The organism is Ligilactobacillus sp. Marseille-Q7487, assembly GCF_949152225.1.
In the GTDB taxonomy this organism is placed as follows: domain Bacteria; phylum Bacillota; class Bacilli; order Lactobacillales; family Lactobacillaceae; genus Ligilactobacillus.
In genome coordinates, this window is sequence record NZ_CASCJC010000001.1 from 1230001 (window position 1) to 1251618 (window position 21618).

Genomic DNA, 21618 nt, shown 5'->3' on the forward strand with positions numbered 1-21618 from the left:
TCGAATTTCCAATATCTTGTAATGTTTCATTAATCCATGATGCCAAATGCAAAGAAATTGGTTTGAACCCTTCTTGTACATGTCGATTTGTCCAGTATTTCTTATGTTGATATTGTGGACGAATTTTTTCTTTCTCACTTGTAAAGCTATGTGCTAGACAACGAATTGATAAAGATATTTTTTGGCTATATTCATCTATATCGATAACCATTACTTTAACTTTTTGACCGACTGCAAGGTACTTATGAATATCATCAACATAACCATGATGACATTCTGAAATATGAATTAGACCTTGTGTTTGAGAATCCAAAGCTACAAACGCTCCATATGGTTGTACCCCAGTTACTTCCCCTTCAATTATCATTCCGATTTTGTATTCCATCTGCTAACCTCCTAAAAAAGCCTCACACACCTTAGACAATACCAAAAACGCTATTTATTGTCTAGCATTACTGTTGGTTTTATCTAATTTGTCTGAGACCTTTTATTTATTATTTAACTTCAATTGTTTCAATTACAACATCTTCAACTGGACGATCGTTCATTCCTTTTTTAGTTGCTGCAATCTTATCAACAATATCCATACCTTCAATAACTTGACCAAATACCGTATGTCTATGATCAAGCCATGGTGTTCCGCCTTGTTTATAAGCTTCGATAATTTCAACAGGATATCCTGCTGCTTGCATTTGACCTAACATTTCTGGTGCAACATTTTGATTTTGAACAATAAAAAATTGACTTCCATTAGTATTAGGACCTGCATTAGCCATTGAAAGAGCACCGCGAATATTGAAAACTTCATTTGAAAATTCATCTTCAAACGCATCTCCCCAAATACTTTGACCACCCATACCAGTACCTGTAGGATCTCCGCCTTGAATCATAAAGTCAGAAATTACACGATGAAAAATTACTCCATCATAATATCCTTTTTGAGCTAAACCTACAAAATTTTCAACTGTTTTAGGTGCTTGTTGTTCAAATAATTGAATATTGATATCACCAAAGTTTGTTTTAATTGTAACCTTAGGCCCTGCAACGTTTGCCAAGTCTAATTGTGGATAAGACATAGTAGTTCCTCCTTAGTTAATCTAACTTATATCCTATAATACAAGAAATTCTAAACTTTTACCAATTTATTTTACAAAGATTTTGTGCTAGTGTATTTTAAAGTAATAGGTATTTTTTAGAGAAAGGAATTTAATTCATGTCAGATTTCAAAAACTACTATGATATTACCATTATCGGTGGTGGCCCTGCAGGAATGTTTGCTGCCACATATGCCCGTATGCGCTTGGCTAAAACACAAATAATTGAAAGTTTAGAACAACTAGGCGGTCAAGTTAGTACCCTTTTCCCAACCAAAAAGATTTATGATGTTCCTGGATTTGCCTGCATTAATGGTGAAGAATTAATTGCACACCTAAAAAAACAAACACTTAGTTTTAAACCAGATATCTTTTTGGGAGAAACGGTCTTGAACTTTAGCAAAACAAAAGATGGTTTTGAAATCACGACTAACAAAAGAAAAACTTATAGTCGCTCAATCATCATTGCAGCTGGTGTTGGGGCTTTTGAACCACGTCGTTTAGCTTTACCTAACGCTTTAGAATTTGAAGGTAAAAATTTGCATTACTTTGTTAATAATCCACAAGATTTTGCTGGCAAAGATATCGCTATTGCTGGTGGTGGTGATTCTGCAGTCGATTGGGCTTTAGAGCTTTCTAAAAAATCCAATAGTATTCACCTGATTCATCGGCGAGATAAGTTTCGAGCACTTGAAAGTAGTATCGCAAAACTTCAAAAAACAGATACTATTTTTGAAACACCTCACCAAATCGAAGCACTTGCTTGTGCTCCACAAGATCGCTTACAAATCACATTAAAAAAAATCAAAACAGACGAAATCAAAAAAATTACAGTCGATCATTTATTAGTGAACTACGGTTTTGTTTCAGATAATAAACTAATTGAATCTTGGCAATTAGATATGGATCGACGCTGTATTGCTGTCAACGAAAAAATGGAAACTTCAATTCCTGGTATTTATGCTATTGGAGATATTGCTTCTCGTATTGGAAAAATAAACTTAATCGCTACAGGTTTAGGCGAAGCTCCTAGCGCTGTTAACAACGCTTTACTTTATGTCTATCCTGAAAAGCGTCAACCAGCTCATAGCACGCAGTTAATCAAAGAATTCGAAAAAAGTCAGGCTAAAAAAGATTAAGAATTGATGTATAATAGAGATATTCATTCATAAAAGGAGAAATCATCTTGGAAGTCATTAAATTTTTAATCGACTTTGTTTTGCACATTGATGCTCACTTAGTCACACTTGTAAACACTTTTGGTAACTGGACTTACTTGATTTTATTTTTAATCATCTTTATCGAAACTGGTGCTGTCATCATGCCTTTTTTACCTGGGGATTCATTACTTTTTGCTGCATGTGCGATGGCTGCCAATCCAGATTATCACTTAAACATTTGGCTATTTGTCGTTTTATTTTGGATTGCCCCTGTCTTGGGAGATTCTTTAAACTTCATGATTGGGCATAAAGTTGGTAAATCTTTAACCAAGAATTCATTTTTTGGTCGCTTTATTAAAGAAGAACATTTAACCCAGACAGAAGAATTTTTCGAAAAACACGGTGGTATGTCAATTACTTTAGCACGTTTCATGCCTATCATTCGTACCTTTGCACCATTTGTTGCTGGTGGAAGCGGGCTTGCTTATAGCAACTTTATTCGCCACAACCTCATTGGTGCAACAGCTTGGGTAGCAATCTGTTGTAGTGCTGGTTATTTCTTTGGTAACTTTACCGTCGTCAAAGAACACTTTTCGATGATCATCTTAGGCATCATCGTTGTTTCATTAATTCCGGCTATCGTGGGAGCTTTAAAAACAAAATTCCAAAAGAAATCCTAAAAAATAGAGCTGAGAAAAAACTCAGCTTCAATAAAAAAAAGGCTCACGTCAAAAAATTTGGCGTGAGCCTTTTTTATGGCTAATCTCTTGCTAATATTAAGTTGAACAAAACCAATAAAGGAGAAGTTAACCATGTACAAAAATTATAACACATCTGAACTAAAATTAGATATTACTTATTCATTAAAATTACCATCTGACCATATTGCAGTTTTAATCAGCCACTTCGTGGACTCAATTTCACTTAATATTCTTTCAGAAGAGACTTCACATACCGGTTGGCCTGCTTTTCATCCGGCTATGCTACTAAAAATGACGCTTTTTGCTTACCATGAAGCTGTTTTTTCTGGTAGAAAAATTGCTAAATTAAATCAGTATTACCTTCCTATGATGTGGTTAAGTGGTAATACTCCCATTAGCTATAAAACTATTAATAATTTTCGTTCTAGTGATCACGCTAAAAAGATTATTCAAAAAGCTTTTGTCCTATTTACCCTACTTTTATTTCAAAATGATATGTTAGATAGCGATGATGCTTTATTTATTGATGGTACTAAATTAGAAACTGACGCTAATCGTTACAGTTTCACTTGGAAAAACGCCGTAACTAAATTTGAAAAATCACTCGATGAAAAAGTCGCTAATACTTATGATCAATTAATTCAACATCAAGTTGATATCGCTATTTCAAAGGATATGTTAGGTTCTAGTGGTGCAATAAAAGAACTTATCAAAGAAACTGATATTAAACTAGTTGAGTTGGAAAAAGAAATTGAAGCCAAACCTAAGGTTAAAAAGGCGTTCAAAAAACAAACGTGTTCGTCGCAAATTAAAGAGTATCAAACGTAAATTGAAAGAAGATTTTCTTCCTAGAAAAGTGAAGTATGAACGTGATAGGGAAATTTTCAAAGATCGCAATAGTTTCTCGAAAACAGATACTGACGCTACTTTTATACGCTTAAAAGAAGACCACATGCAAAATGGTCAATTAAAACCTGCTTATAATTTACAAATTGCGACCAGTGGTCGCTTTGTTTTACACTATGATATCTTCCCTAAGCCAACGGATATACGGACGTTGGTACCTTTTTTGAAATCTTTTTCTAATTTGGATTTATTTAAATACATTGTTGCGGATGCAGGCTATGGCAGTGAAATTAATTATCAAGCAGTTATTGACAAGTTTGAAAAGATTCCATTAATTCCTTACGGAACGTATCAAAAAGAACAGAGTCGTAAATACCAAAGAGATCCACAAAATATTAACAATTGGACATATTACGATAAAGATGATTATTATACAGACCCTGATGGAGTCGTATTTAAGTTCCAAAGATATAGTTCTCGTGTGGATAATATGGGGTTAAACGAGATTTTAAAGTCTACGTAGCTGATAAATTTCAAGCGACAAAGAAATTAGAACAATTAGCGAAAACTCAAAAGGGCCAACAACGGACTAAATCAATAAACTTAAACTGGGAATATTTAAAACATAAAGCTAAAGAAAACCTTTCTAGCGAAAAAGGTTCAACTATCTACCAAGAAGATGAACAGATGTTGAAACAATTTTCGGAGATATGAAGGGGAATTTTGGCGTGCGCCGAGTTCATGTTAGAGGTGAAAAAGCAGTTCGAAATGAATTAGGATTGTTGTTTCTGGCGATTAACATATCAAAATTATGGCATTTATTCCAAAAAAGAGGGATAAAATCCCTAAAAAAACGAACCAAAAATAGACATAATAGAAAAATAGCTGATCAAACTTCATTTTTAGAAATTCAATCAGCTATTTTTATGTCCAGACTGGTTCTTTTTTCCCAGCCCCTTTCTCTTTTTTAGAAAGACTTATGTCACAATATCTAGTGACTTTCATTCCAAATCATATGATACTGATTTTGTTTCACATCTGCTATATATTGCTTATCTAATATCACAAATCCTTGTTTTTGATAAAAAGATACTGCTTGTTGATTAGAACAATAAACATCCAAATAAAGGCGCTTATTTCTTTGTTTAGCATAAGTAAGGAGTTTTTTGCCAATTCCTTGATATTTTTGTCTTACAAACAAACCCGCAATATACTCAGTTTGCAAACCAATAAAGCCTAAAATCTTTCCAGCATAAACATACACGTAAATCTGGGCTTGAGGTATCAAATCCGCTACCAAAGCATAATTTTTATACCAATAATCTTTAGCGATAAAAGCATGAGCTTCGATATTTTGTTCCAACCAAATCCCCATAATTTCTTCAAGATCATCTAAAACAAATTCACGAATCATTTTAGTTCCTTCCTTTTTTGAATGAAATACTCACATAAATATTTAAATGGAAACGGAATAACAGTCAACATTCCAAAACGTACAAATTCCATACCTGTAAAATTAAATAATTTTTCAACCAACAAAGGTCCATTATTAATTGCAGTAATTTCACGAATGATATTGGCTTGAGTTACTCTTGTTCTCAAACCACCACCTACTACCCCTATACAATAATAACCTTTAGTCATGCTTACTTGAATATATTCTATATCGATCAATTCCTTATTTTTGGTAGTACGACCAATTTGATCACGTAAATATGGATACAAATATTTTTCTGTTTGTTCATAAAAAACTTTACTTAAAATTTGACGAACCTCTGCTTTATTAAAAATACGAACTAATTCTTTAATTGTGTATTCTTGATTATAATCAATTTCTTGAATATTAGCTAAAATTTCTTGTCGAATATTATCATCACTGGCTAAATCCAAACACCGCTTAAAAAAGTTATTTAACCAAGTAGAATTGATTTCATTTGACATTACTGCTTCATCAAACAGCTTACCTAAGGCATTAAAATCTGGTAAAGCTTGTAAACCGACATCTTTGATTAAATTAATGTTTCCTAAGTCATCTTTAAAAGCACATAAAACTTCAGGGTTCAAAAATTCAGCATATACTTTAGTACCCAATAATCTAGCACAATCAGATGTAATTTCAAAAGTCCCATCCGGATGAATAATCATAGCATAATGCTTTCTTTCAGCTTGTAACATAAACCACCAATCATCTTTAAAACCAAAAGATTGCCAATCAATCAACGTTAACCGATTATTATTAAGATCTTCTTTAACAATCATATCCTTTAATAAGGTCTCTATTGTTGCTTTAGCACTAACATCAAAATCTGCTTGCGTTAATGGGTGCACCCCTTGGCTTGCGAATTTAATCTCATATCCTTCTGAATCAGGATGGTAAACTTCACGATTATGCACATAACGTAAGTTTAAGCGTTTATTAGAAGTCTTTTTAGCTAGTATACAATCAACACTTGGATACAAACGTTGTAAAGCTTTCATTAACTCTTGCAAATAAGTTTGCGAATCAGAATTCTGTACTAAATCAAGTAAAGCCACGCCTTTTTCGAGTACTTTTCTAGCTAGTGCATCCTTCCAAGTCGTAATCTCATATAATTGATAGTGCAACGGATTTAAGTTTTGATAAGACTTAAATGATAGCTTAAAATATTGATTAAATTCTTTGTCAATCAATAAAAATAAATTATACAATATTCCCATTTTAGTTTTTTCAAAAGTTTGTTGACTTGCAATATCTAAAAAAGCTATCTTCCCTTGCTTTCCTTTTATCGCTTTTTGAATCAAGTTTGTCGTACGTCCTTGATTACTTTGTTTTACTCGACATAAATGTCGTTGCTTTGTCCATTCATATTGCGGGTAGTCCGTAAGAGCATGCTTTGTAAAAACCATTTTATTTTTATACCGTAATGTCGTAAACTTGCAAGCATCTAAATGTAAATACATCTGTGTATCAACGCTAATCTGCAAACAATCTAAACTAACATTATTTTTAATGATCCAACTGGGATGATAAACAAATATTTTCCCTGAAAGATTATTATAAATATAGGGTTGCGTAATTTTTTGAGATAGCGTACTTAAAAATAGTTGTATTAAAATATTTTTTTCTATCTCTTGAGCTTGTTTTTGTGTGATAGATATATTCAGGGGACCTACAAAAAGTTGCGTGTTTTTCACCAGTTCTTGACACGTCACCTGCGCTTTTTTGGTCATAATTACCCATTGAATAGGTGTTGCAAAGACAAGCGCGTTTATCTTTTCCAAGTCATTAAAATCTAAAAACTCAGCATTCATTGCTATTTTAGATTGTTCTGTACTCCCTATATAAAAATCATAATCTTGATTAATCTTAGCATAATTAAACTTAGCAAGTAGTTCGTTTGTCATAATTTTCTTTGTTTGCTTCATAATCTTTTCACCACTTCTTTTTGTACCCAATTGAATCTATAAAAACACATTTCTAAATAATTTTTTATATTTAATCGTTGAATTATCTGATGATTAATTATGCCATAAAATAACGCTTACATAATTGACGTTTTATACCAGGGCCTTGCCAAAAAACATAAAGACGCAACCCATCATCCATCATCGCTCTTAATTCAGCTTGTTTGAACAAAGCTAAATCCTGTGGTTTTTCTGAAGTTACCACTTGGTTGATCTTGATAGCTGTTTGTTTTAACTTATAAGTTTGCTCAAATAAAAAATATGAACGCCACATATGATTAAAACTGGTTATTAAGGTAATTGTTTTAGCTTTATAATCAATTAATTTATCAACGGAAAACAAAGCATTTTCAATTGTATTAGTTGACTGATCTTCTAAAATTATTCGTTTAGCCACTATTCCTTGAGCAATCAACCATTATTTCATCACACTAGCCTCTGTTTGTCCTTTAACAGGCTCGCCTCCTGTCAATAACAGTTTGGCATGCGGATATTTTTGTGCCATTTGTAACGCTAATTGTAACCGTTACTTTAAAATTTTTCGCATCCGTCCTGCACTATCTAAAGCATACCCCAAAACAACTATATAATGCGTGTCAGACCTATCTAAATCATCAGAAATTTTTGTATTAATTATCAAATCTTGACTAGAATAAATTGCTTCAATAATCTGTATAAATTGTGCCGTTTTATATGGATCTTGTAAATTCAATTCTACTATACTTTTTTGATAATTATCCATTTAGTTATTTAAACGTTGCATAAGCACTAATTTTACACGTAATGTATAATTTTTAGTATCCATTTGCAAAAGCTTTTGATATTTAACTATCTCAGATTCAGCATCTTCATCCATAAAGAAACCTTTCATTTTTTATAAACTATTTAATAGTTTTACCATTTTCTTAAAAAAATTCAAGTTAATCTATTAATAATTAAAAAAATCCTTGACATTTCTTGATATGTACCCTCTTTACTGGACATCCAGTAAGGAGGGTTATTTTTATGCGCTACTCGCAAGAATATAAAATAAAATAGTGGATATAATGTAAATCATAAACGAGTTCAACGTCTTATGCATAATATGAACTTGTTAGGAAAAACACCAAAACGTGTTATCATTCTTATATTTGTCGTTAAATCCAAACTTAGAACAAATTAAACGAATGCTTGATATGGCCTTAAAAAATTCTCATCTGTAGAAGGACTAATATTGCATTCTGATCAAGGATGGCAGTATCAGCACGCGTATTTCAGAAATACCTTAAAAGGATTATTCAATCGATGTCACGGAAAGGCAACTGTTATGATAATTGTGTCATGGAGACTTTCTTTGGAAGACTTAAAAATGAGGTCTTTTATGGATATGAAAAAGATCACAGCTCATTTAATTATTAGTAAATATATCGATTACTATAACAATCAAAGGATTAAAGCCAAAACAAAATGGATGCCTCCTGTAAAATACAAGGGAGCATCCATAGGATAATTTATTAAATTTTAACGTGTCCAGAAAACTGGGTACACATCAATTTTTTAACGGTCATTTGTTAATTTTAATTTATCTAAAACAAAGAAAGTCAAGCCCATCAACATCCCAACGACACAGGCTAAAACCATCCCCGTCAATTGAATCATTCCAAATTGTACCTTGATGCCAGACAAACCGGTCACAAAAATAACAGCTGTCATCGCCATGTTGCGTGAACGCCCATAATCGACCTTAGAATCAACTAAGATACGAATCCCAGACGCACCGATCATACCGTAAAGTAAAAATGAAATACCTCCGATAACTGGACCTGGGATCGTGCTAATCAAAGCTGTCATCTTACCGATAAACGAACTGATAATCGATAAGACTGCGGCTCCTCCAATCACGTAGACACTGTAAACTTTAGTCATTGCCATAACCCCGATATTTTCGCCATAAGTTGTCGTTGGCACCGAACCGATACACCCAGAAACAATCGTCGAAAAATTATCGGCAAATAATGAACGATGCAAACCAGGTTCTTTTAACAAGTCACGATCGACAATCTTACTTGTCACGATTTGGTGACCGATATGCTCAGAGGTTACCACCAATAATACCGGTAAGATGGTCACGATTGCTTCTAATTTAAACTTAGGAAAAGAAAAGTTTGGCAAAGCAAAAATCGAAGCCTTAGCGATTGGCCCAAAGTCCACGATACCACAAGCAATAGCTACCAAGTATCCCACGACAATCGCGATCAAAATTGGAATAACCGCAAAGAATTTACGAAAGATAACCGAACCTAAAACCGCGGTCAACAAAGTAGCTAAGAAGACAATTACACTAGACATTTCAATTTTCGAACCAGTCAATCCTGCGTTAGAAGCTGCTGTAGAAGCCAATTCTAACCCAATTAAAGCAACTACTGGCCCCATCGCTGCTGGTGGCAAGACCACATCAATCCAGTCCGAACCAAATTTGTAAATGATTACAGAAATCAAGCATCCTACAATCCCTGCAACAATAAAGCCCCCTAGCGCATAACTATAACCAAACTTGGCAATCACCAAACTTCCGGGTGCTAAGAAAGCGAAACTCGATCCTAGATAAGCGGGTGCTTTACCTTTAGTAATCAAGATAAACAAGAGTGTCCCAATCCCGTTCATAAACAAGACAACGGCTGGATTGATTCCAAAAACAAATGGTACCAACACAGATGCCCCAAACATTGCGAACATATGTTGAATACTTAGTGGTACCATCATATTGAATGGTACTTTTTCTTCGACTTGAATGATTTTGCGTTTTGCCAAAACACTTCCTCCTCTAAATTTCATTATCTTTGATAGAATACTAAAAAAACTTAGAAAATTCAAGATGATTTTCTAAGTTTATACTGTCTAGAAAAATCTTTTTACGTCTTTACTCGCCCAAGTTTTACCTTTTCCTTGGTTACTATAACTAAACGTTAAAAGCTAATTAATGGCATTAAATATTAATTTTCTTAGACAAGTACACCTTAGCTATAATGCCTCGTAATATTTTTTGATTAATTTAACCATTAATTTACGGCGTTCATCTAAGAATTGATCATATTTACGATAATCCATCGTAATTATTGCTTTTGGAATTGCATTTTCTTTTAAACTTTGATAAAACTGCTCTTCAGATTCAAGATCTCCTAACAAACCATTCGCCAAATTATTCTTAATGTCTTGAAAATAAACATTAGGTGCTTTATCTTCAATTGCTTTATTTACTGTAGAAACCAGATACGTATAATTAGCAACTTGATTATACTGTCCCTTATGAATAATCCCATTTCTGCGTAAATACGCTTGCGGAAAAATGTGATGAATCTCCCCACTTGTTTTGATTAAAGTCGCTATTTTAATTTTTTTAGTAAATAACGCACTACTTTTTTGCCAAACTTGGGCGGCCAAAAAGACCTGAAAAAGCGGATTGGTAACGGCAGAACTTTGTAACCTTTGTGGTAACCAATTATCCCAAAAACTTTTCATCCACTTTTCTTGACTAACACTAGCTAAAAAGGCATTAAAGCCATGCTTATCAATTTCTTGTAGATCTTGTTCGATAACTTTAATACTATCCCCACTATTGTACCTTTGACTCAACAAAGTCCAAACAAACCATTTTTGCACACAATGTTTAATTTGCGAATAAGGAAGTTGTTTATCTTCCAATAATTTAAGATATAAGGCATACGCAAAATTCACATATGTCTTAGAAGATAATAATTTAGGTGCGATAAAGCCCGCTTGCATCAAGATTTCTGAAAATTCTTCAAAATTATGTTGATTGATAAATTTACAGATTCCTTGCTCTAAATGCGTAAAAGTATCGGCAATAATTTCTTCGGTAAAAATATGCTGTCTTGTATCATAACCGCCTAAAAGGCTCACTAAATCTGTAAAATTACTTTTCCCAAAAGCATACATAAAACTAACTTGTAAAACATCTTCAACATCTGGTAAATAAATGTGATTCTCACTAGTCGTTAGCCACTCAAGCTTTGCTATATAATCACTGCTGACAAAATCTCGATCTTTTTTTAACGTTGCAAAATTTTTTGGATTATTCAATAAATATCCAAAATAATCAAGTGTTTTTCGTAAAAGTAAGCCGCTATGCTTTGTATCGGCGGCTAATTTAGCTAACACAAAGTCCACTTGTTTGAGCGGGGTCCCTTTTGAATTGACTCTAATAAATATCTCGTTAACTTCTTTTATGCTTAGACTAGGATTTAATTCGATGACACCAACTTGATGCTGCATAATCTTTCTTAAATTATCAATAGCAAGTTCTACGCCGTGTATATCTACTGTAGGATTAGCTTTTTGATAATCATTTAAAAAATCAAACATACTAAAATTGTTTCGCAAAACTTTGGTAATATCGGGAATCCACTTTTTATCCTTGATTTTACTGGTATCTTGTAGCATAAACATCTTATCAACCTGCGTTTCAAACGGATTAAAGGCTAATTTAAGCTTGCGATATTGAAAATTGACATCTAAGACAGTTTGACCACATAAAACGGCCATCAAAGCTGTTATTCTTTGCTGGCCATCGATTAAGATTGTCCGCCCGTTGGCACGTTGTCCATCTTTAGTCGCTACGTCTGGATTTTTCCAAGTAATAATATAACCAGTAGGATAACCACGATAAAGTGAATCAAATAGATCACGGACCTGGCTATCTTTCCACACAAAGGGCCGTTGTAGCTCAGGAACTACAAACATATCTTGTTTAATCATGTCGATGATAGTTGCTAACGTAAACTGGTGCAAACGAAACTTCTCAAATTCCATTGCTTTACCTCCTTTTTATTTATATTTTGTTGTAAATAACGGTACTATATCTTCGCTAAAAAAAGCCCACCACACCAAAGCATACAAGACTAACTTTGCTTTTGTGAATCTTATTATTTTTATGGTATGTAAGAAAAAAGCAAGCATTTATGTTAGCGTTTTATTTATTACTAATTTAATTATAAAGGTAATAAGCATAAGAGAAAAGCAATTAAACAACTAACTAAAACAGTTACAACGCCCATTTTCCAAAAACTTGACTAAGTTTTTAAACAATGATATTTTAAAAGTGTATCCAAAAACAAACAATAGTTTTTGAACAAAAGGAGGAATAACTATGGCTGAACAAATGTCTATATTTGAAAATTCAGATGACAATATCTCTGTAACCAAGATGAAATTCATCTCCAAAGAATTTACTAGTTATGAAGAAGTTTTTAAAGGATACAATGAACTACGTGTTATCACTTATTCATACTCTCTTGACTTTATCGAAAAAATAATGGCTACCTTTGATTGTGGTGAAGTGATTCTTGGCTTTGATCGCCTAGTCAATAAAGATGCCGCTGCTTTAATAGCCAATCAGCAATTTGTCATTAATGAAATCTGCAGGCATCCTAAACTTCAAAAAAGAATCATTGATGGGCAATTTAAGTTTTACGTTTTACGAGATTTCATTTCCCATCAAAAAGTCTATCTATTAAAGGCAAATGATGGCCGTGTCCGAACAATAACTGGCTCTGCAAACTTTTCAAATCCTGCTTGGAATGGAGAAAATATCGAAACTTTTACCGTTTGTGATGACTTTGCCTGTTATGAAGCTTTCAAAAAAGACTATGAAACACTTTTGAATCTTTCAACCGATAAAATTTCTAAAAATGCAACTCCTATCTCAGAAGATGGCGAAAATGCCGAAAAAATTCCAATCTTTGAGCGTATAGTAAAAGAAAATACCATCCTTATCCATGACACACAAGATGATGCTGAAAAAAACTATGCCTTTAATATTGACAAGCTCGATGCTAAATGGCGTAAAAATCTAGCAGCAGTACAGATAAAACACGATAAAAATGGTACGACTATATTAAATACTACTACTGTAAGTAAAGTTCTTACTGGAATTAAAAAAGATAATTCCTTAAAAAAAGAACGCCAATATATTAATCCACACTTTGTTTTAGATTTTGAAAAACATACAGTTACGTATAATCAAAAAGAGTTTAATTTAACACCTGATCCTACTGCTATTAAAAAAGACTTGTTAAATGTTTACAAATATATGCAAGGCTTTGATTTATTTACTAAAGATACTGCTCGTTTAAAAACAATGTATTGGAAAGTCCTTAATTATATGTTTCTTTCCCCATTCATTGCAAAATTACGCTATGTTGGTTATCAATATGGTTATGAGGAACGTTTTTTCCCCTTATATATACTCATTTATGGAGCATCTGATGCCGGTAAAACCGGTTTTATAAAATTTGTCCAACGACTTATGTTTGATGAAAAAATTCCTGCGCTTACTCAAAAATATTTTTCAACTAAATATATGCCCACTATCAAAGAAAACATTAAAGGTTGCCCTATTTTGATTGATGAACTCACTCCAGCACGCTGGAAATATGCTAAAGAGATTGTAAAAACAGATAGTAGCCTTATCGATGAAAAATTAATTAATCATCCAACATTTGTATTACTTTCAAATGATGTAAATAGTGTAGCTGCTGAAATCAGTAAACGTGTCATTGTTATAAATATAGATAATCGCCTCAACAGAACTTCTGCTGCTTACAATGGCCAAAAAATTAATAAACTCATCCGCAGTACTAGCAACGCTTTTTACTGCGAATATCTACGCAGAATGTTTAATGGTGTTGAATTATTGATTCAAGAAATGCAAGCTCATGATGATAGTGAAACAAAAGAAAATTGGATTCCAGATGTTTTTAACCTTTCAGCGACTATTCTTAGCGATATAATGCAAGAATATGGAACTGAATTTCCTAAAGAATTTAAAAAATTTACATGGTTTGATTATATGGGAGATACAATTATTAGTGAAAAAGCTACTGAAATAATAAAAAACGAATTCAAATATAACGTTAAAGCATTTACAGCTAATAAGACAAAAAATCAATTAGAAATCGACTTTTCATGTTATGATAATAAAGAAGCCCAAAAGAAACTATCAACTCTTCGTGATGAACTTCCTGCTGATATTGAATGCAGTATAACAGGAACAAAAGCACTCCTAAAACTTGATGCTATTCAAAAGCATACTGGGCTTACTTTTAAAACTAAAAAAGGATTTCTATGGCTCAAATAATGAATAAAAAGATATATGCATATATTAAAAAAGGTGAAAATGTCAAAAGAATCGAAAAACTATTACAAAAAGCTTCGCATAAGCGAGAAGCATATTACGATTTGTATACAGATTCAGATCGCTCTTATATCGCTTATAATCAATTAAAAAAAGATATTCTAAAAGAAAAAGGCATCCTTATTATCAGCTCAATTAATAATATTGGTGCTAATAAACAAGACGTCTACAATGAGCTATTATGGTTACGAGATAATAAGATTGAAATCGTATTTGCAGATTATCCTACAACGCATATTTTCGATAATCCTTCAACAAATAATCTTGCACTTAGTGTCATCTGTGATGTATACGCTTCTTTGCTTGCAAACAAAACTTTTGATATTCGCCCATCACTAGCAGCTACAACCGGTCGTAAAAAAATAGACTTTCCCAAAAATTGGGAAAGTCTATATGCTGCTTGGAACAATGGGAAAATTACTACTAAAGAATTTATCAGTCAAACTGGTCTTAAAAAAGGCACGTTTTATAATCTCATAAATGAATATAAAGACATCCTAAAAATCAACAAAAATACTATGAATATTGGGTAACAAAAAACTATACTCTGTATTTATGTACATATTTTATACAAAAAACACCAAAGTTAGCATTTTTGGCTAACTTTGGTGTTTTGTTAATTTATAGAACCAACTTTTTCCACTTTCTGATTTTAGTTCTAAAAGTTTTAAAAGGAGCAACTGTATTAACGTGAATAAATTTATAGACTTCCCAAACCGCTGTTTTAGTGGCTTCATCGGCCCATTTTCGCCTATGGGGCTTGAATAATTCTTCTTCACTCAATAAGTCAATCATTTCATAGATAGAATTAACATTTTCAGTTAACTTAGATTTTAATTCTTGCAAAGATAAAGAAGCATAGGTGACTGTAAAACATTGATATAATTCACCTAACTGATTCCATTTAAATTTATCCGATGGTGTTTTTACTACCAAACCTTTACGTTCATCTTCTTCCCATTTGAGCAATAAAGTAGTCCACCCAACTTGATACGCAAGGTTTTCAGCTGGCGTTCTATCAACTTCTTCAATTCGTTTATCTTTTAAAACTTCGGGAATATCAGCAAATTCTGCAATATATTTCTCAAATATCTTACTGATTTCAGCCTTAAGTTCTGTTTTATCCTTATATGTTCGCAAAAAATCACCGTCCTAAGTTAAATCGCTCAAACCATTTAGTAAGAAGCCACCATAAAACTAACTGTTTCTAAAATACTATTGTAAAAAAATTGCTCAACTGTAATTTGAAGTTCTGTAGCAAATTTAAAGACTAAAAAAAGCGTAGGATCATGCTTGTTATTTTCTATTGCATTTACTGTCTGCACGAAACATCACACTTTTTGGCTAATTATGCTTGAGATAAATCTGAAATTTTCCTATCTTATAAAAACAGTATAAATCACTACAACATAGATAAATACTGCAGTTAAAAAGTTCATGATAAAACCACTTTTATCTCGATTATTTTTATACTCTAAACTTTTTACTAGTAAAAGGGTGGCAAGTGATGCTTCCATAATTGGAGTTACTATGTCAAAAGAAAGAATTTTCGCTAATCCTAATGCAGCAAAAAAGATTGTTATTATAGATAAAATAGTTGTTGCAATTTTCATACAATCATACTCCTTTGCAAAATTCCAATATGTTAAAATAACTTTTTGCTATCTATTTGTTTTAAACATTCTTTAGCTTCCTTCAACATTTCTTTCTCAACTTTGTTCCATTTTCCAAAAAGGGCAAACACAAAAGCCATCCTCACTGGAAAATCCCAGTAAAGAGAGCTCAAAGATTAAAATTTATAACTTTAATATTTGATGACTACTCTATCAGTCGATTTGACAAAGCGTCAAAGCTCGAAAGCCCCAACTCTCAAAGCAGTATTATCTCCTTAATTTTCCACTCTTTCCATCACCGCTACCGTCTCCACGTGGCTTGAGCGGAAGTTATAGCTGTCAAATACTTGTAACCAAAATATTTTTATCAGAAATTCTCTTTATGAGAACATATCCATTGTGGGCTTTCGTGTGTGGGAAGATATCAACGACATTATAACTTGGTAACTGTGTCCTTTACCGTAGATGACATTAACCAGCATCTGATATCATTAAAACCAAACTTATTCCCTCTTATTTTATAAAGCTTTTACTTGAGATTTTATAACTTCATATCCTAATTTATCGATGGCATTTTCAATATCTTTTATAGATACTTTTTCATCATCATATTCCACTCTTACTTTACTTGAATTAAATAGCACCTTTATGCTTTTTTTATCTACTCCATCTAATGATTTAACTCCATTTTCTATTTTTTTCATACATGATGGACATGTTAATGTTTCTAATTGAATTGTTGCTTTTTGCATTTTTCATCTCTCCTTTAGTTTATGTTAATTGTATTATATACTATTATTATCTATAATAAATTGATTTACATTAAGAATTTTATTTATTTTTATTTTCTTAATTTATAGCGAAGAAGTCTCATACCATTTAAAATTACTACTAATATACTTGCTTCATGTACTAACATACCGATTGACATGTTCATCCATTTACTAAAGAATACGCTGGCAAGAAGGACTAATACAACCCCGACTGCAATAATAATATTTTGAAGCATGTTATTAGCGGTTGCCTTTGTTAAACCTAATGCATGAGGCAAGCGGCTGAAATCTGAATTCATTAAAACAACATCTGAAGTTTCAATTGCTACATCTGTTCCATTTCCCATAGCAATTCCAATTTGTGCTAGAGCTAGTGAAGGACTATCATTTACTCCATCTCCAACAAATGCCACAATCTGACCTTTTTCTTGTAACTCTTTAATATATGTTGCTTTATCTTCTGGCAACATATGTCCATGAGCCTCTGTAAGTCCTAGTTCACGTGCTACTAAATCAACTGTTCCTTGGTTATCACCAGAAAGAACTACTAGATTTTTAACACCAAGTTTTTTCAACTTTTTAAGATCATCTTTTACACCCGGGCGAATTTGATCACGAATACCCATCAATGCTTTTAATTCACCATCAACTGATGTTAAAACAAGTGAATTTCCATTTTTCTCAAATCTGGCAATATCTGCACGAGCTTTTTCACTTAAAAGAATATTTTCTTGCTCCATTAGTGCCACATTACCGACTGTAACTTTATGACCTTCTACATGAGCTACAATTCCTCCACCTTTTACAACATCTGTTTTTTCAATTGTATATAATTTTATATCTCCAATATATTCTACAACTGCTTTTGCTAATGGATGATCTGATTCCTTTTCAACACTTGCTAGATACCCTAATACTTCATATACATTATCTGCATAAATTTCTTTATCAGCTACTTTGGGATTTCCTATTGTTAATGTACCTGTTTTGTCAAATACCATGGTATCTAGTCTGCTAAAGTCACTAATAACCTCGCTACCTTTTAGAAGGACTCCATGACGTGCTCCATTGCCAATCCCCGCGACGTTTGAAACCGGTACACCGATTACCAATGCTCCTGGACATCCTAAAACTAATATTGTAATTGCAAGTTCAATATCCCTTGAAAATATCCATACAATAAAAGAGAGAACTAAAACAGCTGGTGTGTAGTATTTAGAAAATCTATCAATGAAACGTTCTGCTTCTGATTTTGAGTCCTGTGCTTCTTCAACCAACTCAATGATTTTACCAAAAGTAGTATCCTCACCTACACGATCAGCAGTGATTTGAATAGTTCCATTTTCTAAAATTGTTCCGGCATATACCCCCGAATCTTTCTTTTTACTTACAGGAACCGCTTCTCCTGTAATACTTGCTTCATTAATATGCCCTTCTCCTGTTAACACTGTACCGTCAACTGGGATTTTTGCACCCGTTTTAACAAGCAAAATATCTCCTACATCAACTTCATCTATTTCTACTTCTTCAAACTCACCATTTTCCACTTGTTTTAAGGCACTTTCTGGTGCCATTTGAGTTAATTCTTTAATTGCAGAACGTGTTTTATTAAGTGTCCTTTGTTCTAGATAAGCTCCAAATAGAAATAAAAATGTAACAATTGCTGATTCTTCGTAGTTTCTAACTATAAAGGCTCCGATAACTGCAATGGTAACTAAAACATCAATACTAACTACTTTGACTTTTAATGCTTGATACGCTTGAATCGCAATAGGTGAAACTCCCAAAATTGAAGCAATTACTAATGCCCATATGGCTATTTGTTCGTTTTCGAAGCCTAATTTACTGACAAACGCAATTATTATTAAAATTGCACTTACTATTGTAATATGGTTTTTTCTTCCTAATATAAATTTTTGCATATTCATACTCCCCCCTTATTAGATTATTTATATCTTTTCATTACTTTGTTTATTTTCTTTTATGCTTCATATGCTTTATCTAATTCTGCTAACATGTTATATACTGCTTCATAACTTTCGCATACATCACCTGGAACTGTATAATCATCTGTGATTTCACGTAATTTTACAAACTCCTCTTTTAAGTCTGGCTTTTCTATTCCCGCATCTTTTGCTTTCTTTGCAAGTTCATCATATACTTTACGAACCTGGTAGAATTCTGGATGATTTCCTCCATGAACTTTTGCCACAACTGGAACATATTGTGCTAATGTTTTTAAATGAGTTTCCTTTACTTGATTAAAATTTAATTGTCTTGACATATTTTTTCCTTCTTTCTTGTTTTATTTTTTCTTTTCTTTATCTTGATTGTATAATACTATAGATTGAAAGAAATTAAATTGATCTAGATCAAGGAGAGCGTAAAATAGTTTGTGTAAATTAGGATATTGAAAAAGGAAGACCTTATTCGTATGATTAAAGCGACGAAACCAAATCAACGAAAGAGGTCTTCCTATGAGGAAATTTAACAAAGAACTTGCTGAAGCACTACTAGAAAATACGAATTTAACAGAAGTTTTCCGTGGCCAACTTGAACGAACCATCAATACTCTTTTAGAAAGTGAATTAACCGCTATTTTAGGCTATGATCCTTATGCACGCTTCAATAATAGTGGAAATTATCGCAATGGAGAGTATACGAGACGATTAGATACCCAGTTTGGTCAAATTAATGTACGGGTTCTTAGAGATAGAAACGGGCAGTTCCACCAATCTCTTATTCCTCCATACACTCATCGCATTGATAGCTTGGAAACAACCATTATTCAACTATATGAAAAAGGAATCACCACTAGAAAAATTGCTGATTTAATTGAAAAAATATATGGCTCGCATTACAGTCCAACGACTATTTCTAATATTACAAAGGTTGTAGATGAACAAGTCACTGCTTTTCATTCTCGTCTTATTTTTCATTCTCAGTATGTGTGTCTTTTTCTAGATGCTAATTATATTCCCTTAAGACGTGACGCCGTCCAAAAAGAAGCCATACATATTGCTTTAGGCATTACTTATTCTGGAGAAAAAGAAATTTTAGATTATCTCATTGCTCCACAAAAATCAGATACTGCTTGATCAGACTTATTAGGAAGTTTAGTTTCTAGAGGCTTAACTAGCGTGCAACTTATCGTGGCTGATAGCATGATCGCCATTCAAAACGTTTGTGAAAAAAACTATACTCAAGCAAAATTTCAACGCTGTCTGATTCATATTAATCGGAATATCATGGAGAAAATTCGTGTCTCTGATCGTAAAGAGGTAGCCTGCGATTTCAAAGAAATTCATCACGCAATAAGTTTTAAGGAAGAGGAAGAAAAAATCCAAAATTTTATAGAAAAGTGGGAGAAACGTTATTCGAGAATGACTCGCACCATTCAAGAGACTGAAAATCTCTTAACCTTCACGCAATTTCCTAAAAGGATTCGAGGCACAATTTACTCCACTAATATTGTTGAATCCTTCAACAAACAGCTGAAAAGAAAAACCAAAGTCAAAGAACAATTTCCTAATGAAGATGCTCTAGAACGCTTCTTAGTAACCCAAATGATTAACTATAATAATAAAAAATCTGGTAGATCTCATAAAGGATTTAAGCAATGCCAGGATACGTTGGATTCAATGTTCTAAATGATTAATCAAAGCGAATAAGGTTTAAATAAATTTACACAAACTTCTTGACACACTCAAATCAAGTTTAGTCTTTTTTAAATGTTTTAATAATTTTTACTACTATTTTACTTTATATTATCACATCTATACCAACAACAATCCATCTAAATCCAAAATCTCAATCTTTCTACCTGATTTTTGTTTTATATATCCTTCATTTTCAAGGTCAGCTAACTTTCTACTAATAGTTTCTGGAGTAGTTCCTAGATAAGAGGCTAAATCCTTTTTACTCATTGGCAATTCAATTTCCATTGGACCATCTCCGCTTTCCATGCATTCTGCAAGAAACAGTGCTAATCTAGTATCTACCTTCTCTGTGGCAAATCTAGTTGTTTGTTTTTCTGATGTTTCTAATCGGTTAGAGAATTCCGATAAAATCTTCAAAGATATAGTAGGGTACTTTAATAAAAATTCTTGCAAATCATTTCTACTAATCATACATACATCGGTATCACTCATTGCTTCTGCATATGCTTCCTGAATTGATTCGCGAAACAAGGCAAGCTCTCCAGTGAAATCGCCTGGATTCAATATTCTCACTAATTGTTCTTTTCCTGATTCAGACAAACGGTAAATTCGAATTTTCCCTTTACTTACAATATATAACAAGTCGGATATATCTCCCTCTCGGTAAATTACTTCACCCTTTTTAAAAGAGGTCGATTTCGTTACTTTCATAATTTCCTCCATCTGTTCTCCTTCTAAATGATTAAAGATCGGAACTACAGTGATACATGAAGCGTGTGAAGCTGACTCATGTCCTTGATGATGAGTGTGAGTAACATCGTGATACCCTTGTTTTTCTATATATTGATTTTTAATTTCATGCATCAAATCCTTTTTTTTCATTTGAATGCCCCTTTCATATTCTCTCTTAAGGTCTCTTTAGCTTTTTCCAAGTATCCACGAGTCCAGTAAATGCAGGTAAACTTATCTGGATGAATAATTGTGTTATCATCATAGTCAGGATTTTCCAGTGTACTTTTTAGACGTCTTATTTCTTGCTTAAATCCTCGGATGGCGGTCATTATTTCTTCTTTTGTTTTTCCTTTGAGATACTCTTCATAGTAACTTTCCGGATTAATCATCATATTAGACTGCCT

At 32.8% G+C, this 21618-nt stretch carries 22 protein-coding genes and 3 pseudogenes (1 of these 25 only partly in view); 9 read left to right on the forward strand and 16 right to left on the reverse strand.

Annotated features, from left to right (window positions below):
* Together QM017_RS06135 and QM017_RS06140 are read right to left on the reverse strand one after the other, a co-directional pair.
* Positions 1 to 385 carry the 5' portion of a CvfD/Ygs/GSP13 family RNA-binding post-transcriptional regulator gene (locus tag QM017_RS06135; protein ID WP_178195892.1) on the reverse strand. It extends 5 nt beyond the left edge of the window, so the window shows 385 of its 390 coding nt (coding positions 1–385); the start codon lies at positions 383 to 385; its stop codon lies off the left edge, out of view.
* A 109-nt stretch (positions 386 to 494) separates the two neighbouring features.
* Positions 495 to 1076, reverse strand: coding sequence for a peptidylprolyl isomerase (locus QM017_RS06140; RefSeq protein ID WP_178195889.1), 582 nt, complete (start codon positions 1074 to 1076; stop codon positions 495 to 497).
* Positions 1077 to 1213: 137 nt separating this feature from the next.
* On the opposite strand from QM017_RS06140, the gene QM017_RS06145 reads away from it, so the two are divergent.
* The 5 genes from QM017_RS06145 to QM017_RS09235 all read left to right on the forward strand — a co-directional run bounded on the left by QM017_RS06145 (position 1214) and on the right by QM017_RS09235 (position 4772).
* The gene (locus QM017_RS06145; protein ID WP_282709144.1) at positions 1214 to 2233 is read left to right on the forward strand and encodes an NAD(P)/FAD-dependent oxidoreductase; all 1020 of its coding nucleotides are present in this window, start codon (positions 1214 to 1216) and stop codon (positions 2231 to 2233) included.
* 56 nt (positions 2234 to 2289) lie between these two features.
* Positions 2290 to 2934 (forward strand): VTT domain-containing protein, encoded by a 645-nt coding sequence (locus QM017_RS06150; RefSeq protein WP_178195894.1) that lies wholly within the window; start codon positions 2290 to 2292, stop codon positions 2932 to 2934.
* Between the two features lie 132 nt (positions 2935 to 3066).
* Positions 3067 to 3783 (forward strand): transposase, encoded by a 717-nt coding sequence (locus tag QM017_RS09225; RefSeq protein WP_349238474.1) that lies wholly within the window; start codon positions 3067 to 3069, stop codon positions 3781 to 3783.
* Position 3784: 1 nt separating this feature from the next.
* Positions 3785 to 4324: a transposase gene (locus tag QM017_RS09230; RefSeq protein ID WP_349238475.1), complete on the forward strand. Its 540-nt coding sequence runs from the start codon at positions 3785 to 3787 to the stop codon at positions 4322 to 4324.
* A 187-nt stretch (positions 4325 to 4511) separates the two neighbouring features.
* Positions 4512 to 4772 (forward strand): hypothetical protein, encoded by a 261-nt coding sequence (locus QM017_RS09235; RefSeq protein ID WP_349238476.1) that lies wholly within the window; start codon positions 4512 to 4514, stop codon positions 4770 to 4772.
* Positions 4773 to 4792: 20 nt separating this feature from the next.
* Here the strand turns inward: QM017_RS09235 and QM017_RS06160 are convergent, their stop codons facing one another.
* The 4 genes from QM017_RS06160 to QM017_RS06175 all read right to left on the reverse strand — a co-directional run bounded on the left by QM017_RS06160 (position 4793) and on the right by QM017_RS06175 (position 7957).
* Positions 4793 to 5215 carry a GNAT family N-acetyltransferase gene (locus tag QM017_RS06160; RefSeq protein WP_282709145.1) on the reverse strand — a complete coding sequence of 141 codons (423 nt, stop codon included), beginning with the start codon at positions 5213 to 5215 and terminating at the stop codon, positions 4793 to 4795.
* On the reverse strand, positions 5212 to 7206 hold the full coding sequence (locus QM017_RS06165; protein WP_282709146.1) for a hypothetical protein: 1995 nt from the start codon (positions 7204 to 7206) through the stop codon (positions 5212 to 5214). The genes QM017_RS06160 and QM017_RS06165 overlap by 4 nt, the downstream gene beginning before the upstream one ends.
* A gap of 97 nt (positions 7207 to 7303) precedes the next feature.
* Positions 7304 to 7660 carry a YdcF family protein gene (locus QM017_RS06170; protein WP_282709147.1) on the reverse strand — a complete coding sequence of 119 codons (357 nt, stop codon included), beginning with the start codon at positions 7658 to 7660 and terminating at the stop codon, positions 7304 to 7306.
* 111 nt (positions 7661 to 7771) lie between these two features.
* Positions 7772 to 7957, reverse strand: coding sequence for a hypothetical protein (locus tag QM017_RS06175; RefSeq protein ID WP_282709148.1), 186 nt, complete (start codon positions 7955 to 7957; stop codon positions 7772 to 7774).
* Between the two features lie 495 nt (positions 7958 to 8452).
* On the opposite strand from QM017_RS06175, the pseudogene QM017_RS06180 reads away from it, so the two are divergent.
* A pseudogene (locus QM017_RS06180) lies at positions 8453 to 8734 on the forward strand (IS3 family transposase); the annotation flags it as partial.
* A gap of 47 nt (positions 8735 to 8781) precedes the next feature.
* On the opposite strand, the gene uraA reads toward QM017_RS06180, so the two are convergent.
* Together uraA and QM017_RS06190 are read right to left on the reverse strand one after the other, a co-directional pair.
* Positions 8782 to 10035: a uracil permease gene (uraA, locus tag QM017_RS06185; protein WP_282709149.1), complete on the reverse strand. Its 1254-nt coding sequence runs from the start codon at positions 10033 to 10035 to the stop codon at positions 8782 to 8784.
* Positions 10036 to 10245: 210 nt separating this feature from the next.
* Positions 10246 to 12054 carry a DUF262 domain-containing protein gene (locus tag QM017_RS06190; RefSeq protein WP_282709150.1) on the reverse strand — a complete coding sequence of 603 codons (1809 nt, stop codon included), beginning with the start codon at positions 12052 to 12054 and terminating at the stop codon, positions 10246 to 10248.
* A gap of 337 nt (positions 12055 to 12391) precedes the next feature.
* On the opposite strand from QM017_RS06190, the gene QM017_RS06195 reads away from it, so the two are divergent.
* Positions 12392 to 14380: a restriction endonuclease PLD domain-containing protein gene (locus QM017_RS06195; RefSeq protein ID WP_282709151.1), complete on the forward strand. Its 1989-nt coding sequence runs from the start codon at positions 12392 to 12394 to the stop codon at positions 14378 to 14380.
* The gene (locus tag QM017_RS06200) at positions 14368 to 14970 is read left to right on the forward strand and encodes a hypothetical protein (RefSeq protein ID WP_282709152.1); all 603 of its coding nucleotides are present in this window, start codon (positions 14368 to 14370) and stop codon (positions 14968 to 14970) included. Before QM017_RS06195 ends, QM017_RS06200 begins: the two co-directional genes overlap by 13 nt.
* A gap of 88 nt (positions 14971 to 15058) precedes the next feature.
* On the opposite strand, the gene QM017_RS06205 is transcribed toward QM017_RS06200, so the two are convergent.
* The 6 genes and pseudogenes from QM017_RS06205 to QM017_RS06225 all read right to left on the reverse strand — a co-directional run bounded on the left by QM017_RS06205 (position 15059) and on the right by QM017_RS06225 (position 19107).
* Complete coding sequence (locus QM017_RS06205; RefSeq protein WP_282709153.1) at positions 15059 to 15577, reverse strand: ClbS/DfsB family four-helix bundle protein; 519 nt, start codon at positions 15575 to 15577, stop codon at positions 15059 to 15061.
* 35 nt (positions 15578 to 15612) lie between these two features.
* Positions 15613 to 15798: pseudogene (locus QM017_RS09240) on the reverse strand (hypothetical protein).
* Positions 15799 to 15813: 15 nt separating this feature from the next.
* A complete protein-coding gene (locus QM017_RS06210; RefSeq protein WP_282709154.1) occupies positions 15814 to 16050 on the reverse strand; it encodes a hypothetical protein in 237 nt (78 codons plus the stop codon).
* 518 nt (positions 16051 to 16568) lie between these two features.
* The gene (locus tag QM017_RS06215) at positions 16569 to 16802 is read right to left on the reverse strand and encodes a heavy-metal-associated domain-containing protein (RefSeq protein ID WP_282709155.1); all 234 of its coding nucleotides are present in this window, start codon (positions 16800 to 16802) and stop codon (positions 16569 to 16571) included.
* Positions 16803 to 16891: 89 nt separating this feature from the next.
* Positions 16892 to 18745, reverse strand: a complete 1854-nt coding sequence (locus QM017_RS06220) for a heavy metal translocating P-type ATPase (RefSeq protein ID WP_282709569.1) — start codon at positions 18743 to 18745, stop codon at positions 16892 to 16894.
* Positions 18746 to 18804: 59 nt separating this feature from the next.
* The gene (locus QM017_RS06225; RefSeq protein WP_282709156.1) at positions 18805 to 19107 is read right to left on the reverse strand and encodes an iron-sulfur cluster repair di-iron protein, ric; all 303 of its coding nucleotides are present in this window, start codon (positions 19105 to 19107) and stop codon (positions 18805 to 18807) included.
* Positions 19108 to 19300: 193 nt separating this feature from the next.
* On the opposite strand from QM017_RS06225, the pseudogene QM017_RS06230 reads away from it, so the two are divergent.
* Positions 19301 to 20473, forward strand: a pseudogene (locus QM017_RS06230) (IS256 family transposase).
* 126 nt (positions 20474 to 20599) lie between these two features.
* Here the strand turns inward: QM017_RS06230 and QM017_RS06235 are convergent.
* Together QM017_RS06235 and QM017_RS06240 are read right to left on the reverse strand one after the other, a co-directional pair.
* The gene (locus QM017_RS06235; RefSeq protein WP_047001640.1) at positions 20600 to 21364 is read right to left on the reverse strand and encodes a Crp/Fnr family transcriptional regulator; all 765 of its coding nucleotides are present in this window, start codon (positions 21362 to 21364) and stop codon (positions 20600 to 20602) included.
* Entirely contained in the window at positions 21361 to 21606 is a 246-nt protein-coding gene (locus tag QM017_RS06240; RefSeq protein WP_282709157.1) for a hypothetical protein, read from the reverse strand. Before QM017_RS06240 ends, QM017_RS06235 begins: the two co-directional genes overlap by 4 nt.
* Between the last annotated feature and the right edge of the window lie 12 nt (positions 21607 to 21618).